Here is a 15,507-nt window from a genome sequence, read left to right as displayed (position 1 = left end):
GGCATGAAATTACTGCGTGCCTACCTTGCTGATTTTGCTGCCCTGCTGTTTCCTGAGCTTTGCCCGGCCTGCCAGGCAAGTTTAGTAGCCGGAGAGCACATTATATGCAGCGATTGCCGCTTTAATTTACCTTTTACCAATTTTCATCAGCAGCCTGCCAATGTTGTAGCCCAGCAGTTTTGGGGCAAAATTAATGTAGAGGCCGTCTATGCACTTTATTATTTTCACAAAGGAGGAAAGATCCAGAACCTGATGCACCACTTTAAATACAAAGGCATGCATCAAATAGGCAACCTGCTTGGCAGTATAGCCGGGGCGCAACTGGCCTCAAATGATATTTTTAATACCACAGATGTAATAATTCCTGTCCCCCTGCATACAAGCCGCCTGCGCGAACGGGGTTATAACCAAAGCGCCTGTTTTGCTTACGGCCTTGCGGAAAAGCTAAAAGCTGTTGTTGATGAGCAGAGCCTGGTGCGTACAGTAGCTACTAAAACGCAAACCCAGCGGTCGCGCTTTGCCCGGTTTGAAAACATGCAGAATGTATTTGCGGTTAAAAATCCTGCCGCACTTGAAGGTAAACACGTTTTACTTGTTGACGATATAGTAACCACAGGCTCAACACTTGAGGCCTGCGGTGCCGAGTTATTGAAAGTACCCGGGTTGAAGTTGAGCATAGCTGCTATAGCTTATGCGGTGTAGGATTAATTTGTTGCTAATGGTATAACCTTTGTCATTGCGAGGAGCAGCAAATGTGGTGTAAGGGCGCGACGTGGCAATCGCATGCTATACAGGGCGGCCATACTTCCGTGCGATTGCTTCGTACCTCGCAATGACATGGATTTTGACCAATCTCTAACCACTAAAAGCTACTGCTGCTGATACCTGCTTAATTTATCATAAAGCACTCGTGGATCAAAAGGTTTGAGGATATAATCATTCATACCGGCATTGTTGATCTCGCCCATTTGGTTACTGAGCATGGAGGCCGTAAGGGCTATGATTGGCAATTGCTGAAAATAGCTGTCTGTTTTAGCACGGATAATGCCTGTGGCTTCCAAACCGCCCATTTCAGGCATGTGAATATCCATCAGTACTACATTATAGTTACGGTTTGCTTCAACCTTTTCAATAGCTTCAATACCGTTTTCGGCAAAATCAGCGTTGGCACCCCACTTCTTTAAAATTTTGTTAATGAGGAGGCGGTTTATCTGATTATCATCAACTACTAAAACATTAATTTTAAGTCCTTCTTCCACGTTATTGCTATTTCTGTTTAACTGGTAATCACCCTTTTTAAAACCTATAGTAAACCAAAAGGTTGAACCCTGCCCCGGCACGCTGTCAACATTTATGCGCGAGTCATGCAGCTCTATCAAGCGCTTGCTGATAGCCAGGCCCAGGCCTGTGCCCCCGTACTTACGCGTAGTATCCATTTCGGCCTGCTTAAACTGTTCAAATATGGTGCCCAATTTATTGGCCGCAATGCCTATGCCCGTATCAATTACAGCAAACCTGATGCGTACATCCTGTTCGGTTTCCTGTATCACCCGCAGGTCGATAGTAACACCACCTTTATCAGTAAATTTAATGGCATTACCAACCAGGTTTAATAATATCTGGATCAGCCGGGTGCGATCGCCCAAAACAACTTTGGGTATCGCCTCATCGATGCTTTTGCTAATATAAATATTTTTTTCGCCGGCTTTATATTGCATTGAACTTGTTATGCTTTGAACAAGCTCTGTCAAATCAACCCGCTCCTTTTCAAGCTCCACATTTCCGGTTTCGATCTTGGCAAAATCAAGCACATCATTGATCAGCGTCATCAGGTTTTCGGCAGAGAACCTCAGGATATTCAAATTCTCTTTTTGCCCGTCAAGCGGATCATCCTCCAATAACAAATGCGACATACCAATTACGGCATTTAGCGGTGTACGGATTTCATGGCTCATCACAGATATGAACATATCTTTAGCACGGCTTAGCTGTATAGCTTCTTCTCGGGCTGTGATCAGTTCAATTTCGGCTTTCTTTTTAGCAGTGATATCGATGATAACCTCTATGTATTTATCAACTTCGCCTTTGCTGTTAATGATCACCGAGTTAATGACCGAAATCCACAATGGCTGCCTGTCTTTACGGTAAACCAGCAGGTCAACCTCAAACGATTGTTTGTTGCGTGACAGCTCGCGTGCCTTTTGAATAATGGATACATCCGTAAGCTCGCCTTTAAGCACATCTCCAAGATGGTTGTTCTCTACATCAAGCAAAGTGTAGCCTGTGATCTGTTCAAAGGCTTTATTCACCCATTCAACCTTGCCATCGCTGTTATTAATTACGACGCCGCTGGCCGTACTGCTGGCCACCAACGAAAGCATGGTTAACTGCTCTTCGGTTTTCTTGCGCTCCGTAATATCAACCATGACAGCTATCTGCCGTTCAACGCTGCCTATTTCATTAAACAGCGGACTATTCGACAAAAACACCCAGATTGGTGTTTTATCTTTTTTATATATTTTTATTTCAATCTCATAGCCCCGCTTTTCCTCTACAGCTTTTACCGCCGCATTAAACACATTAAGGTCGGTATCTTCGCCCAGTAACATGGTACCAAACATTTTACCCTGCATCTCATTAAAGGTATAGCCGGTTATGTTCTCAAGGGCTTCATTCATCCATACCACCTCGCCGGTATTACTGCGGATCAGGATACCGCTTGGCGATTTGCGGGCTGCAAACGAAAGGATCTCCAGGTCTTGCTCAATCTTTTTTCGCTGGGTTATATCAATGATAACCCTGATAAATTTATCTGTTTGCCCGGCCCTGTCGCGGATCACTGAATTAAATACCGAGATCCACACCGGTTCGCCATCTTTTTTATCTATCAACAAGTCAACCTCATAAGATACCTGTTTACGGATGGCTTCATCAAGCCTTTTTACTGCTTCGGCATCCAACGGAACTCCCTTAAGCACATCGCGTAAGCGCCTGTTTTCCACATCGGCCTGATTATAGCCCGTTATCTGCTCAAAAGCTTCATTGGTCCACATCACTTCATCGGCCGCATTGCTGATCACCACGCCGCTGGTAACCTTACTTGCTACCAGTGATAATAACGCCAGTTCATCGGCAACCTTTTTTTGGTAGCTGATATCGCGCCCGCTGGCAAACCATTTATCATTTTTAAAACTTACCGTCCAGCTTACACATTTAATATCGCCCGGTGGCGTTATAATATGTGCTTCTATTTCAAAATAACGTTGTTGCCTGCTTAAGCCATTTTTTAATATCGACAATGATTTAGCCCGCTCTTCTTCCTGAAAAAAGCTCCAGATAGGTTTACCTATAACCTCGGCTGGCAAATAACCTAAAACATTTTTGACAGAGCGGTTGATTTGCTCGATATTAAAATCCCTGTCCATTATACAATGAACATCAGGAGAGCTATCAAAGAGATTATGAAATTCCTGGTGACTTTTGAGTGTTAACTCTAACTCCAACTTTTGCTTACGGAGCAGCAGGTGCGACATTACTTCATCTGCCAGTGTGCGGAGTGCATCACGTTGTTCGGCAGTGAGCTTTCGGGGCTTTGTGTCAATCACGCATAACGAGCCAAGCCTGTGACCATCTGGGTCTATTAATGGTGCGCCGGCATAAAAGCGAACGCCCATCTCATTGGCTATGGGGTTATCCTTAAACTCCTCATCCTGTTTGGAATCTGTTATTTCAAGAAGCGCGTCGGATTGGATAGTGCGGTTGCAAAAAGCGTCGGCGCGGGGTGTTTCCCCCACGTCGACGCCGTATGTTGATTTGAACCATTGCCTTTCGGCATCAAGTAGTGTTATCAACGCTACCGGTACCTGGCATATGTAGGAAGCTAAACGCGTAATAGCGTCATACTCCTTTTCGGGCATGGTATCCAAAACATTGTATGACTTAAGCGCGGCTAAGCGCTTATCTTCTATGTTTGATGGATCTTCCTGCCTTGGTGTCATTTTTTATTCTGAGTCCTTATCTCTGTACAACGGAAAGTCGTACATTAACTTGTGAACCCTTTTACGGATTTTCTTGATAGAATGTTCATTTTCAGGATCGGTAATTACAGCATCTATCAATTCAACAATATGCTCCATGTGTTTTTCTTTCATACCACGGGTAGTGATAGCAGCTGTACCTACACGGATACCTGAAGTTACAAACGGTGATTTATCATCGTAAGGCACCATGTTTTTGTTCACGGTGATATCCGCAGTTACCAACGCATTTTCGGCAGCTTTACCTGTGATATTTTTGTTGCGCAGGTCGATTAACATCAAGTGGTTATCGGTACCGCCAGATATGATCTGGTAGCCCAGTTTCACAAATGCTTCGGCCATGGCGTCGGCATTCTTTTTAACCTGTACAATGTATTTCATGTAGTTTTCGCTCAAAGCTTCGCCAAAAGCAACAGCTTTAGCGGCAATGATATGCTCCAACGGGCCACCCTGTGTACCTGGGAATACAGCCATATCCAACAATGACGACATCATCCTGATCTCGCCTTTTGGAGTTTTGATACCGAACGGATTTTCGAAATCCTTGCCCATCATAATCAAACCACCACGCGGACCGCGTAAAGTTTTGTGGGTAGTAGTAGTAACAATGTGGCAATGCGGCAGCGGATCGGTCAATAAACCACGGGCAATTAAACCTGCAGGGTGCGAAATATCAGCCAGTACCAAAGCACCAACCTCATCAGCTACCTTACGGATAAATTCATAATCCCAATCGCGTGAGTATGCCGAAGCACCTGCGATGATCAGTTTTGGTTTTTCGCGCAGCGCTACTTCTTTTAACTGATCATAGTCAACCAAACCGGTTTCTTTATTTACACCATAAAAATGAGGCTCATACAATTTACCAGAGAAGTTAACAGGCGAACCATGGGTTAAGTGACCACCATGAGAAAGATCGAAACCTAATATTTTATCGCCCGGCTGCAACACGGCAAGCATAACTGCTGCGTTTGCCTGTGCACCTGAGTGTGGTTGTACGTTAACCCACTCGGCATTAAACAATTGCTTAGCGCGTTCGATAGCTATGGTTTCAATTTCGTCAACCACCTGGCAGCCGCCATAATAGCGTTTGCCCGGTAAACCTTCGGCATATTTGTTGGTTGCAACAGAACCTGCTGCTTCCATAACCTGCCTGCTTACAAAATTCTCAGATGCTATAAGTTCAATGCCCTCTTCCTGGCGTTGCTGCTCTTCATCCAATAGCTTAAATATCAGTTTGTCTCTTTTCATTGTGTGTTTTTAACGGCGCTAAGTTAACGAAAAAGATAGATTTGAGATATGAGATATTAGATTTGAGACGCAAGCAATGTTAGATTTTACTTAATTAAAAGTAAACACAATATTATTTGCCACTCAAGTGGTTGCAACGAATAAATTATCAGGAAATGTTTATGTAAGCACAATGATTGTAAATCACTTATACATGGCAGGTTTAGAATTTAAGCTTATCTGGATCAAGGCGATTATCCCAGAACATTAAAAGCTCGATTATATTATTGGATTTTACACGGTAAAATAAACTTACCTGTTTTACAACAACACATTTATGTGTATCACTTTGTTTAGAGTAAGGATAAAGTAGTGGATTATTTGATATATGACCAATCACTTCGTCTGTACGTTTAACAAAGGCAATTACCTCTTTGATAGTCCAGTTCTCATCAAGATATTCAATATTTCATAATAGGTAAGCTCCGCAACAGGCGACCAAATAACAATTTGGTGCTGCATTATTTATTCAAAAAACGGGATTTTATTTTAGCCATTACTTCTTCGTGAGGAATACCTTCACCTTGATCGAGCTGATTCTTTGCTTTATCAATAGCTCTCTGAATTGGTGTTGGAAGGTCTGACCAAAAATCATTTTCGGACAAACCCAACAATGAATTTATTTCATTAAGTATATTATCATCATTGCTTTGAATGATTTTTTCCACTATTTTATACTTTAATGCGATATCCATAACCTTAAAAATTATATAAAGATAACGGTTTTTAAGTAAACACCGAAGTCTTGTCTATTTCTCAAGTTCCTAACCGTATTTTTAAACCAATACAGTTTATTACCGCTGAACCTTAATTTTCTGCAACCATTCTTTAATTTCCTCACGCACTTGCTTTTCCCGTTCGCCCTGCATTACAAAATAAATACCGTCCCGTTCAATGCCGCCCTTGGTCGTAAAGCCATCTGATACCTTGCTATTGGGGCATAATTCTTTTACCGTTTCAAAAGTGCTGCCAATGCCATAGCCCGCATTGGTATTGAATGGCACGATGGTTTTCCCTCTCAGATTATATTGCTTTAAAAAACCTTTCACCGGCGGGGGCAGCTTCATTCCCCAGGTGGGGAAACCAACAAATACCACATCATACTGATCGATGCTATCAATTTTCGTTTTCAATTGCGGCAGGTAGCCGGTTTCATTTTCTTTGGCAACCTGTTGTACAATGGCCTGGTAATTTTCAGGATACGGATTTTCCAGCTCCAATGCTACCAGCTTTCCGCCTACCTGCTCATGTATGATATTGGCTATCGCCCTGGCATTATTTGTTCGGGACAGGTATACGATTAATATCTTTTTTGCCGATGTGGATTGCGCGCTGGAACAGGCAGATATGAAGCAGAGTACAGCTGACATCAAAACAAAGAATCCTTTTTTCATAGGTTTGATTTTTTATTGCTTACCCGGTGCTTCCATTTTAACTGGCCTTAGCAATTGCGAGAAAGTGAGTGAACCCATCTTCCATTTGCCACTTTCTTTAAGGTATACCTCGGTCACCATAAAAGCGTGGGTAACTTCATTTCCACCAACTACTGCCAGCAGGTCGATATCATTTAACATGATGGCCGTGTTACCAAAAATGTTCACTGAAGTGGAGTAAACTGCTGCTTTTTTATACCAGATGCCTCCCGATTTAATGACGTTGAGTTCCTGTGGTTTTCCCCAACTTCCGCCCATATGAACAAACACACATTTTTCATCAAACAGCACATTTAATGAATCTGCATTTTTATCTGCCATCCAGGTCTATTTTGTTTTTGACAGATTGATGATCTCTTGTTCTGCTTTGGTAGGAGTAGGAGATGTATTTGGCGTTTGTGCACTGGCTAATTGCACGCCGACAATTAACAGGAATAATGTGATAATTGATACTTTCATAATTTTTACAGGATTATTGGTATTGATAAACTATTTCACGCTGTTATATTCCTCATCGGTTACCTTTTGCAGCCATTGGGTTTTATTTGTTGCCCCATTGGTGCTAACGGCAATGTAAGTGAAGGTTGATTTAGGCGATGCGCCATGCCAATGCGCTACGCCGGGAACGCATTTGATCACGTCACCCTGATGAACTACCTGGATTGGTTTACCTTTTTCCTGGTAATAGCCGGTGCCTTCGGTGATCATCAGGATTTGCCCGGCCGGGTGGATATGCCAGTCCAGTTTAGCCCCCGGTGCAAAAGTGGCCGTAGCGATATTGCAATCAATTACGCTATCGGCTTTGTTCAATTCCCTAAGCCACACATCGCCGGTATGGTTATTGGTTTTAGATAATTCGCCTCTTGTAAAAACAGGCGCTGTTTGCGCCATTACAGGGGTAGAAGCCATCGCTCCTAACAGGATCATTACATACAATACTTTTTTCATGATTTTTTGCAGGTTTAATTATTCAATTTTCTTTCTCCAAGCCATTTCACCATCGCCGGATCCCGGTGGTCAAAAAAGCTACTTGCTTTGGTATCCAACGTTTTAATGGCGTCCATATCTTCGGCACTTAGTTCAAAATCAAAAATGTTGATATTCTCCGCCATTCTTTCTTTTCGTACCGATTTGGGAATAGCTACAACGCCCCTTTGTGTAAGCCAGCGAAGGATGACCTGGGCAATTGATTTATTATACTTCCCGGCGATGGACTGTAGCAGTTCATTATGAAAAATGTTGTTTTTACCTTCGGCAAATGGGCCCCATGATTCAATCTGCACCTGATTATCGATCATGAATTGCTGTGCCTCGTTTTGCTGATGGAAGGGATGGGTTTCAACCTGGTTTACTACGGGGGCAATCTCGTTGTGAATGATCAGATCGATCAGCCTGTCGGGATGGAAGTTACTTACGCCGATAGCCCTTACTTTTCCTTCTTTGTACAGTTCTTCCATCGCCCGCCATTCGCCGTAAACATCACCATATGGTTGATGCATCAGGTACAGGTCGAGGTAATCTAACTGCAATTTTTTCAGTGAGCCTTCAAAAGCTTTTTTTGCCCCGGCATAACCGTCCGACTGAATCCAGAGCTTGGTCGTGATAAACAATTCTTCTCGGGCAACACCACTGGTTTTGATAGCCTTACCTACAGCTTCTTCGTTCATGTAAGACTCCGCCGTATCAATCAAACGATAACCTATTTCTATAGCGTCCCTTACACTTCTTTCACACTCTGCCAGGTCTGTTACCTGGAACACACCAAACCCGAGGATGGGCATTTCGACACCATTATTTAATTTAACTTTTTGCATAGCTGATATTTAACATCACAAAGTTGAGGTCTTTTATTTGCTCAAACAGGATACAGATTACGGATGTTTATACCATTATTACCGATTGGGTATGCCCTGGTGCCAACGCATTGATTAATAGCGTAAATTCGAACTAAAATAAAGTGGATATGGATAGCATGCGCCGTTTCAATACGATAAGTGAATACAATGCATTTAACAACAACGAAACCAAACACCCATTGGTAAGCATTGTTGATCTGTCAAAGGCCGACCCGCGGTCGGGCTCCCGGATGTATTTTGGCTTTTACATTGTGTTTTTAAAAGATGTTAAATGTGGCGACATGGTGTACGGCAGAAACACCTATGATTACCAGGAAGGGACACTGGTTTTACTCGCCCCCGGGCAGGTGGCCGGAATAAACAGCAATGGTGAAATCTATCAGCCTAAAGGAAATGCTCTGGCTTTTCATCCCGACCTCATACATGGCACCTCTCTGGGTAAGCGGATCCAGGAGTTTACTTTTTTCGGCTACCAGTCTAACGAGGCATTGCACTTGTCAGAGCGTGAAAGAAATATCGTTTTGGATTGTTTTTCCAAAATAGATTATGAGTTGGAACGAGGGGTGGATAAGCATAGCAAGCGCCTGATCGTAGCCAATATCGAATTGTTCATGGATTACTGCACCCGTTTTTACGACAGGCAGTTCATCACCCGTGATCATATACACCAGGGAATTTTAGCAAAATTTGAAAACCTGTTAAACGATTATTTCGGGTCGGACAAGCCACAAACCATTGGCTTGCCCGCTGTTGCCTGGTGTGCGGAGCAACTGAACCTTTCGGCCATTTATTTTGGCGACCTGGTCAAAAAGGAAACAGGCAAAACTGCCCAGGAATATATCCAGGCCAAACTGATTGATATGGCCAAGGAAAAGATCTTCGACGGCAGCAAAAACATTAACCAGGTAGCTTATGAACTGGGGTTTAAATACCCGCAGCATTTTGCACGCCTGTTTAAAAAGCGGGTTGGCCATACACCACAGGAGTACAGGTCATTAAAAAGCTGAAAGCCTAAAGCTAAAGGCTCAAAGCTTTTCTATAAATCTTCACAAAAGCTTTTTGCTTTAAGCCTTCTGCCTTAAGCTCAAAAAAGCTTTTAGCTTTCTGCTTCGGCCCCGGCTTTCGATGAGATCCAGAAATTATTATATCCCAACCCTATCTGAATATCGATCAGGTCCTGTTGCAGCATTTCCAACACGGCTAAAAAGTTATATACAAAGTGCACCTTATTTTCAGATTCTTTGGCGATGGCCTTAAAATCAAGCATCTTATTGATTTTGAGCAGGTCAGCTACCGCTTTCTTTTGCTTTTCGATGGTGTAAGGATATTGTACTACTGTATGTTTCACCTCTTCACTGCGCCGGGTGAAATTACGGACCATTCGCTCATAAACAACCATGAGGCGGTAAAGGGTTAACTCGGATAGTTCCTCGCCGGGCACGGCCACTTTTTCAACCTGCTCGAGATCGTGTTTGATATTGCCCCGTTTTTCCTGTTTAAAACGCTCATCTTCCATCGGCCTTATCTCTTCACACACTTCTTTGAACTTCTTGTACTCGATGAGTTTCCTGATCAGGTTTTCTTTAGTATCCGGATCATCTCCTGCTTCTTCGGTACCATAACGCGGCAGCAGCATTTTGGCCTTAATGCGCATAAGCGTTGCCGCAACGAAAATAAATTCGCTGGCAATTTCCATATTGAGGCTTGTCATCTGGTGCAGGTAGTGCAGAAAATCATCGGCAATTTTGGCTATCGGGATATCATGAATATCCAGCTCATCGCGTTCAATGAAAAACAGCAGCAGGTCAAACGGGCCTTCAAACTGGGGTAACCTAATGGCAAAACTATCGTCGGTCATAAAGGGTCAAAAATACACATTTCGGCCATATTCAATACAGTACGAATGAAAGGGCAAAACCCAGAATTTCAGACTTAAAAACAAATAATCCCCTGCTTCTGTTCATCATCCAATATGCATTAATCAAACCATTTTGTTTGGCATATCCTGTTTGTTAAGTAATTTAATATATTTATATACCCTGATTTTAACAATAATTAGTTTATTTTGCAGGTTAAATACCCTTACAAATGTCAATGCAGGTACCGGCCGGGAATTTATTACAAAAAATAAATTATCCATCTGATTTAAAGCTACTTAACGAAACAGAGCTTGAACAGGTATGCAAGGAGCTACGCCAGTATATTATTGACGTAGTATCTGTTAATGGCGGGCACTTTGCCGCCAGCCTGGGAGTAGTTGAACTTACGGTAGCTTTACAATATATACTCAATACACCTTACGATCAGTTAGTTTGGGATGTTGGGCACCAGGCTTACGGCCACAAAATACTTACCGGCCGCAGAGATGAATTTCATACCAACCGTATCCACGGTGGCATCAGTGGCTTTCCAAAACGTTCCGAAAGCGAATACGATACTTTCGGTGTAGGCCATTCATCAACTTCTATATCTGCAGCATTAGGTATGGCTGTTGCTTCGCACTATAAAGGTGAAACCGACAGGCAGCACGTAGCCGTAATTGGTGATGGTGCGATGACCGCAGGTATGGCTTTTGAAGCACTTAACCATGCTGGTATCGAAAACTCGAACCTGCTGGTAATCCTGAATGATAATAACATGGCCATCGACCCTAACGTTGGTGCATTGAAAGAATACCTTACTGATATCACCATCTCAAAGCCATACAACCGCTTTAGGGATGATATTGCACATGTGCTGGCCAAACTATCATCTATTGGCCCGGACGCCTTTAAGATAGCTCAAAAGCTTGAAAAAAGCATTAAAGGTACCCTGCTTAAACGCAGCAACTTTTTTGAGGCGCTTAAGTTCCGTTATTTCGGCCCTATTGATGGGCATGATGTCAATCATCTGGTAAAAGTATTGAAGGACCTCCGCGATATTCCGGGGCCTAAGTTACTGCATTGCATCACGGTGAAAGGTAAAGGCTATGCCCTTGCCGAAAAGGACCAGACCAAGTGGCATGCTCCCGGTTTATTCGACAAGATAACCGGTGAGATAAAAAAAGCCAAATATGATAAGCCTCAACCTCCTAAATACCAGGATGTGTTTGGACACAGTATCATTGAACTGGCCGAGCAAAACCCTAAGATCATGGGTATTACTCCGGCTATGCCATCAGGTTGTTCATTAAACCTCATGATGAAGGCCATGCCTAACCGCGCGTTTGACGTAGGTATTGCCGAGCAGCACGCAGTAACTTTCTCTGCCGGTTTAGCAACACAGGGACTTGTTCCGTTTTGTAATATATACTCCAGCTTTATGCAGCGGGCTTATGACCAGGTGATTCATGACGTGGCCATACAAAAGCTCAATGTAGTATTTTGCCTTGACCGTGCCGGATTTGCCGGGGCTGATGGCGCTACACACCACGGTGCTTATGACATGGCATACATGCGCTGTATTCCCAATATGGTGGTATCTGCCCCCATGAACGAGGAAGAACTGCGAAACCTGATGTTTACTGCCCAGCAGGAAAACATGGGGCCATTCGTGATCAGATATCCACGCGGCAATGGCGTTATGGTTGACTGGCAGCGTCCGTTCAAAGCTATCCCTGTAGGCAAAGGCCGTAAGGTTTGTGATGGTGATGATGTAGCTATCCTATCTATAGGAGCCATCGGTAATGAAGTTGTTAAAGCCATAGCCGAACTTAATGCCGAAGGTTATAACCCGGCTCATTACGATTTGCGTTTTGTAAAACCGCTTGATGAAGCTTTATTACATGACGTATTTAAAAACTTTAATAAAGTAATTACTGTTGAGGATGGCTGTATTGAAGGCGGTGCAGGCAGCGCAGTGCTTGAATTTATGGCTGATAATGGCTACACCAATATCCAGGTAAAACGCCTGGGGATCCCTGATAAGTTCATTGAGCATGGCGATCAGCCTGAGCTTTGGGCCGATTGTGGTTTCGATGCCAACGGCATAGCCCGGCAGGTGCGTAACATGGCCGAAAAGCGGAATGTGAATACGATAGCGTCGTAATAAAATACAATGACATTACAGCATAAAAAAAGCGACTGATAGTCGCTTTTTTTATGCTCATTAATTTCCCAAATTAGATAATCCCGAACATCGGGAATATCATCAATGCACCTTATAGCTCACCAGATCATTATATACAGCCCGGAATGAACTACGGATACCAAATGTCAGCATCGATGTTTTATCATTAAACTGGCTGTTCTTATCGCGACGCACCAAGCCGCCAAGTTCAAACCTGAGATTATACTTTGGATTAATTAAATACGCTACTTTTCCTTCCAGGTAAACCATATTGGTGGTTAAACCCTGCCCTGTATAGTTACCATATTGCCGTGCCGGATCCACGTAGGCAAGATAAAGGTCTTTTCCGTAGTTCAAGCCATTTACGTCAAGCCCGTAATGCCCATAATCAACCTCGCCTGTAAAATCAAACCTTTTGTATGAGTAATTTAACAAACCAACGGCTTCACGGAAGTTGGCGCCCCAGGGATGTCCAAGCGGCTCACCATTCTCAGCATAATTAAGTATCGATGAGCGTTCTGAATAAGTGTATGGTTTAACATTGTTTGTTTCGAGCAAATAATTTAAACCTTTAACATTAAACAGGTTTGCTCCCCTTATACCCAACTGAAAACCGTATTTGTTACGCGAGCTGCCTTTATTTGAAAAAAAGCTTGATGATTCAAATTCATCGAGCGCAAACTGACCGTAAGCTGTAATACCATCCGTTAGCTTATACTTGCCTGTAAAGCCAATCAAAGCGTTATCAGGCGAGCCATTTGAGGCCTCAACCGGCCTTAAAAATATCACCGGGTTTATATAAGTAAAGTCAAATCCGCGCTTATGGCCCTGATCATCTTTAGCTGCCCATATCACAGCATCAAAGAAACCGAATGATAACCTGTCGGATACATTCCAGTCTAAATAATGAAATACACCAAATTTCTTCCTGTCGCCATTATCCACTTTTATCGATAACGGATCATTAAAATAGGCCCACATAGCCATATAACGTACATTGCCCAGCGTAGCCGTTAATTTAAAAAATGGATATGGCGATGCGTAGTCAGATAATAACAATGAGCGGTAACCATCTCCAATAAAAGTTTTATCGCGACCGGCGCTGATATTCAAAAACTTTATCGGAGTATAGGAAACATTAGCAGTAATGTACGACCAGCGATATTCATTTCCATAAATACCGGCATAGGCCTGCCCTGGAGCTATCCCAACCTGGTTAACATAAGTTTGCAGGTAATTGGGCAATACCGCACGATTTTCATAACCGGCCACATTATATGAAAAGTTTTTCCCAAAGGTTCCGCCAAGCTGAATGCCAAGGGTACCGAAATTGGTATTCTTTTTACCTGAGAAATCGCGGCTTAGATTAAAGTCGGGCAACAGATCGGCATAAAAAGTGGAGTTATTACTTTTAACATCAATTTGGTGCTCATTAAAAAAGCGGCCTTTAAGTCCGTTAAGGTTCATTAACGAATCATAGTGTACTTTCAAAAGCGAATCATCAACCATAAAAGGTTTTAACGAACTGTGTACCCGTGTTTTAGTCGAATAAACATCTTCATTAAGCTTTTGGTAAAACTGGTAGTTATAAGGCTGATAATCGGACTGGGCCTTCGCAAACCCGCTTATCAAAAACAATAAAGTAATGCTTGTAAATATTTTCTTCATATATAGTTGATATGGTATTTATCGTTGTTTATTCAAAATAATTAAGCGTATTAAAACCACCTTTTTTCAGATATTCATCTTTCTTAACCAAATGCAGGTCTGCAATTACCATATCGGTTACCAGTGCCTGCAGGTCATACTTAGGTTTCCATCCAAGTTTAGTATAAGCTTTTGTAGCGTCGCCAATTAGCAGATCAACCTCCGTTGCCCTGAAATACCGCGGATCAACCTTGACCACTGTTTGCCCAAACCGCAAAGCATCCAAATTCAGTCCAAGCGCAAGTGCCCTTTCCTCATCAATATCGATTATCACACCGCGCTCGTTTTCATCCTTTCCGCTAAATTCAACTTCGATACCCAGTTCTATGAAAGCCATCCTTATAAAATCGCGCACAGTGGTTGTTATACCAGTCGCTATTACAAAATCTTCGGCAGTTTCCTGCTGCAGCATCAGCCACATTGCTTCCACGTAATCTTTGGCATGCCCCCAATCGCGCTGTGCCGAAAGGTTACCTACATACAGGCAATTCTGCAGGCCAAGAGCTATCTTTGATGCCGCCCGTGTAATTTTACGGGTAACAAAAGTTTCGCCCCTTATCGGGCTCTCATGATTAAACAAAATCCCGTTGCAGGCATACATACCATAAGCTTCGCGATAGTTAACTACAATCCAATAGCCATATAGTTTTGCTACTGCATAAGGTGAGCGTGGATAAAAAGGGGTGGGTTCACTTTGTGGCACCGCCTGCACCAAACCATAAAGCTCGGATGTGGAGGCCTGGTAGATGCGTGTTTTTTTCGTGAGGTCAAGAAGCCGTACCGCTTCAAGAATGCGTAGTACACCAACGCCATCGGCATTAGCAGTGTACTCCGGCGTTTCAAAGCTTACTTTTACGTGGCTTTGGGCGGCAAGATTATATATTTCATCGGGCTGAACTTCCTGGATAAGCCTAATCAGGTTGGTTGAATCGGTAAGATCGCCATAATGAAGCCTGAACTTAACATCAGGCTCATGCGGATCATGATATAAGTGATCTATTCTATCAGTATTTAATAATGATGAACGACGTTTAACCCCATGTACCTCATAGCCCTTCTTCAGCAAAAACTCTGCTAAATAAGCGCCATCCTGCCCCGTTATTCCTGTTATTAAAGCCTTTTTCATTAGTAGTTACC

General features: G+C 42.9%; 14 protein-coding genes. 3 read left to right on the top strand and 11 right to left on the bottom strand.

The features are described from left to right. The first annotated feature begins 3 nt into the window (after window positions 1–3). Window positions 4–702 (top strand): ComF family protein, encoded by a 699-nt coding sequence (locus BMX50_RS28720; protein WP_091219040.1) that lies wholly within the window; start codon window positions 4–6, stop codon window positions 700–702. Window positions 703–869: 167 nt separating this feature from the next. Here the strand turns inward: BMX50_RS28720 and BMX50_RS28715 are convergent, their stop codons facing one another. From BMX50_RS28715 to BMX50_RS28685, 8 genes are all read right to left on the bottom strand, one after another. Beyond that, window positions 870–3,998, bottom strand: a complete 3,129-nt coding sequence (locus tag BMX50_RS28715) for a PAS domain S-box protein (RefSeq protein WP_091219031.1) — start codon at window positions 3,996–3,998, stop codon at window positions 870–872. A 3-nt stretch (window positions 3,999–4,001) separates the two neighbouring features. Further along, on the bottom strand, window positions 4,002–5,288 hold the full coding sequence (locus tag BMX50_RS28710) for a serine hydroxymethyltransferase (protein WP_091219028.1): 1,287 nt from the start codon (window positions 5,286–5,288) through the stop codon (window positions 4,002–4,004). Between the two features lie 500 nt (window positions 5,289–5,788). Next, window positions 5,789–6,022 (bottom strand): hypothetical protein, encoded by a 234-nt coding sequence (locus BMX50_RS28705; protein WP_091219025.1) that lies wholly within the window; start codon window positions 6,020–6,022, stop codon window positions 5,789–5,791. A 99-nt stretch (window positions 6,023–6,121) separates the two neighbouring features. After that, window positions 6,122–6,721 (bottom strand): flavodoxin, encoded by a 600-nt coding sequence (locus tag BMX50_RS28700; protein ID WP_091219022.1) that lies wholly within the window; start codon window positions 6,719–6,721, stop codon window positions 6,122–6,124. Window positions 6,722–6,733: 12 nt separating this feature from the next. Then, window positions 6,734–7,081 carry a nuclear transport factor 2 family protein gene (locus tag BMX50_RS28695; protein WP_244281132.1) on the bottom strand — a complete coding sequence of 116 codons (348 nt, stop codon included), beginning with the start codon at window positions 7,079–7,081 and terminating at the stop codon, window positions 6,734–6,736. A gap of 6 nt (window positions 7,082–7,087) precedes the next feature. After that, window positions 7,088–7,219, bottom strand: a complete 132-nt coding sequence (locus BMX50_RS35080) for a hypothetical protein (RefSeq protein WP_262494052.1) — start codon at window positions 7,217–7,219, stop codon at window positions 7,088–7,090. 30 nt (window positions 7,220–7,249) lie between these two features. Continuing rightward, window positions 7,250–7,708: a cupin domain-containing protein gene (locus tag BMX50_RS28690; protein WP_091219019.1), complete on the bottom strand. Its 459-nt coding sequence runs from the start codon at window positions 7,706–7,708 to the stop codon at window positions 7,250–7,252. Between the two features lie 14 nt (window positions 7,709–7,722). Then, window positions 7,723–8,574: an aldo/keto reductase gene (locus tag BMX50_RS28685; RefSeq protein ID WP_091219016.1), complete on the bottom strand. Its 852-nt coding sequence runs from the start codon at window positions 8,572–8,574 to the stop codon at window positions 7,723–7,725. A 149-nt stretch (window positions 8,575–8,723) separates the two neighbouring features. On the opposite strand from BMX50_RS28685, the gene BMX50_RS28680 reads away from it, so the two are divergent. Beyond that, entirely contained in the window at window positions 8,724–9,623 is a 900-nt protein-coding gene (locus BMX50_RS28680; protein WP_091219011.1) for a helix-turn-helix domain-containing protein, read from the top strand. A gap of 89 nt (window positions 9,624–9,712) precedes the next feature. Here BMX50_RS28680 and BMX50_RS28675 read toward each other — a convergent pair whose 3' ends face one another. Next, entirely contained in the window at window positions 9,713–10,474 is a 762-nt protein-coding gene (locus BMX50_RS28675; RefSeq protein ID WP_091219007.1) for a segregation and condensation protein A, read from the bottom strand. 236 nt (window positions 10,475–10,710) lie between these two features. Here BMX50_RS28675 and dxs point away from each other — a divergent pair, with 236 nt between their 5' ends. Next, window positions 10,711–12,642 (top strand): 1-deoxy-D-xylulose-5-phosphate synthase, encoded by a 1,932-nt coding sequence (dxs, locus tag BMX50_RS28670; RefSeq protein ID WP_091219002.1) that lies wholly within the window; start codon window positions 10,711–10,713, stop codon window positions 12,640–12,642. A 102-nt stretch (window positions 12,643–12,744) separates the two neighbouring features. Here dxs and BMX50_RS28665 read toward each other — a convergent pair whose 3' ends face one another. After that, the gene (locus tag BMX50_RS28665; RefSeq protein ID WP_091218998.1) at window positions 12,745–14,331 is read right to left on the bottom strand and encodes a gliding motility protein RemB; all 1,587 of its coding nucleotides are present in this window, start codon (window positions 14,329–14,331) and stop codon (window positions 12,745–12,747) included. A 28-nt stretch (window positions 14,332–14,359) separates the two neighbouring features. Then, window positions 14,360–15,496, bottom strand: a complete 1,137-nt coding sequence (gmd, locus tag BMX50_RS28660) for a GDP-mannose 4,6-dehydratase (protein WP_091218991.1) — start codon at window positions 15,494–15,496, stop codon at window positions 14,360–14,362. Between the last annotated feature and the right edge of the window lie 11 nt (window positions 15,497–15,507).

The sequence above is a fragment of the Mucilaginibacter gossypiicola genome, assembly GCF_900110105.1.
GTDB lineage: Bacteria > Bacteroidota > Bacteroidia > Sphingobacteriales > Sphingobacteriaceae > Mucilaginibacter > Mucilaginibacter gossypiicola.
The sequence above is the reverse complement of the archived record's forward strand: the minus strand, read 5'-3'. Positions and strand labels throughout refer to the sequence as shown.

Bases quoted from the DNA above. Each gene is read 5' to 3' on its own strand.
- BMX50_RS28710 (WP_091219028.1), bottom strand. From the start codon at position 5,288: ATGAAAAGAGACAAACTGATATTTAAGCTATTGGATGAAGAGCAGCAA.
- BMX50_RS28680 (WP_091219011.1), top strand. From the start codon at position 8,724: ATGGATAGCATGCGCCGTTTCAATACGATAAGTGAATACAATGCATTT.
- BMX50_RS28690 (WP_091219019.1), bottom strand. From the start codon at position 7,708: ATGAAAAAAGTATTGTATGTAATGATCCTGTTAGGAGCGATGGCTTCT.
- BMX50_RS35080 (WP_262494052.1), bottom strand. From the start codon at position 7,219: ATGAAAGTATCAATTATCACATTATTCCTGTTAATTGTCGGCGTGCAA.
- BMX50_RS28705 (WP_091219025.1), bottom strand. From the start codon at position 6,022: ATGGATATCGCATTAAAGTATAAAATAGTGGAAAAAATCATTCAAAGC.
- BMX50_RS28695 (WP_244281132.1), bottom strand. From the start codon at position 7,081: ATGGCAGATAAAAATGCAGATTCATTAAATGTGCTGTTTGATGAAAAA.
- BMX50_RS28665 (WP_091218998.1), bottom strand. From the start codon at position 14,331: ATGAAGAAAATATTTACAAGCATTACTTTATTGTTTTTGATAAGCGGG.
- BMX50_RS28685 (WP_091219016.1), bottom strand. From the start codon at position 8,574: ATGCAAAAAGTTAAATTAAATAATGGTGTCGAAATGCCCATCCTCGGG.
- BMX50_RS28700 (WP_091219022.1), bottom strand. From the start codon at position 6,721: ATGAAAAAAGGATTCTTTGTTTTGATGTCAGCTGTACTCTGCTTCATA.
- BMX50_RS28715 (WP_091219031.1), bottom strand. From the start codon at position 3,998: ATGACACCAAGGCAGGAAGATCCATCAAACATAGAAGATAAGCGCTTA.
- BMX50_RS28675 (WP_091219007.1), bottom strand. From the start codon at position 10,474: ATGACCGACGATAGTTTTGCCATTAGGTTACCCCAGTTTGAAGGCCCG.
- gmd (WP_091218991.1), bottom strand. From the start codon at position 15,496: ATGAAAAAGGCTTTAATAACAGGAATAACGGGGCAGGATGGCGCTTAT.
- dxs (WP_091219002.1), top strand. From the start codon at position 10,711: ATGCAGGTACCGGCCGGGAATTTATTACAAAAAATAAATTATCCATCT.
- BMX50_RS28720 (WP_091219040.1), top strand. From the start codon at position 4: ATGAAATTACTGCGTGCCTACCTTGCTGATTTTGCTGCCCTGCTGTTT.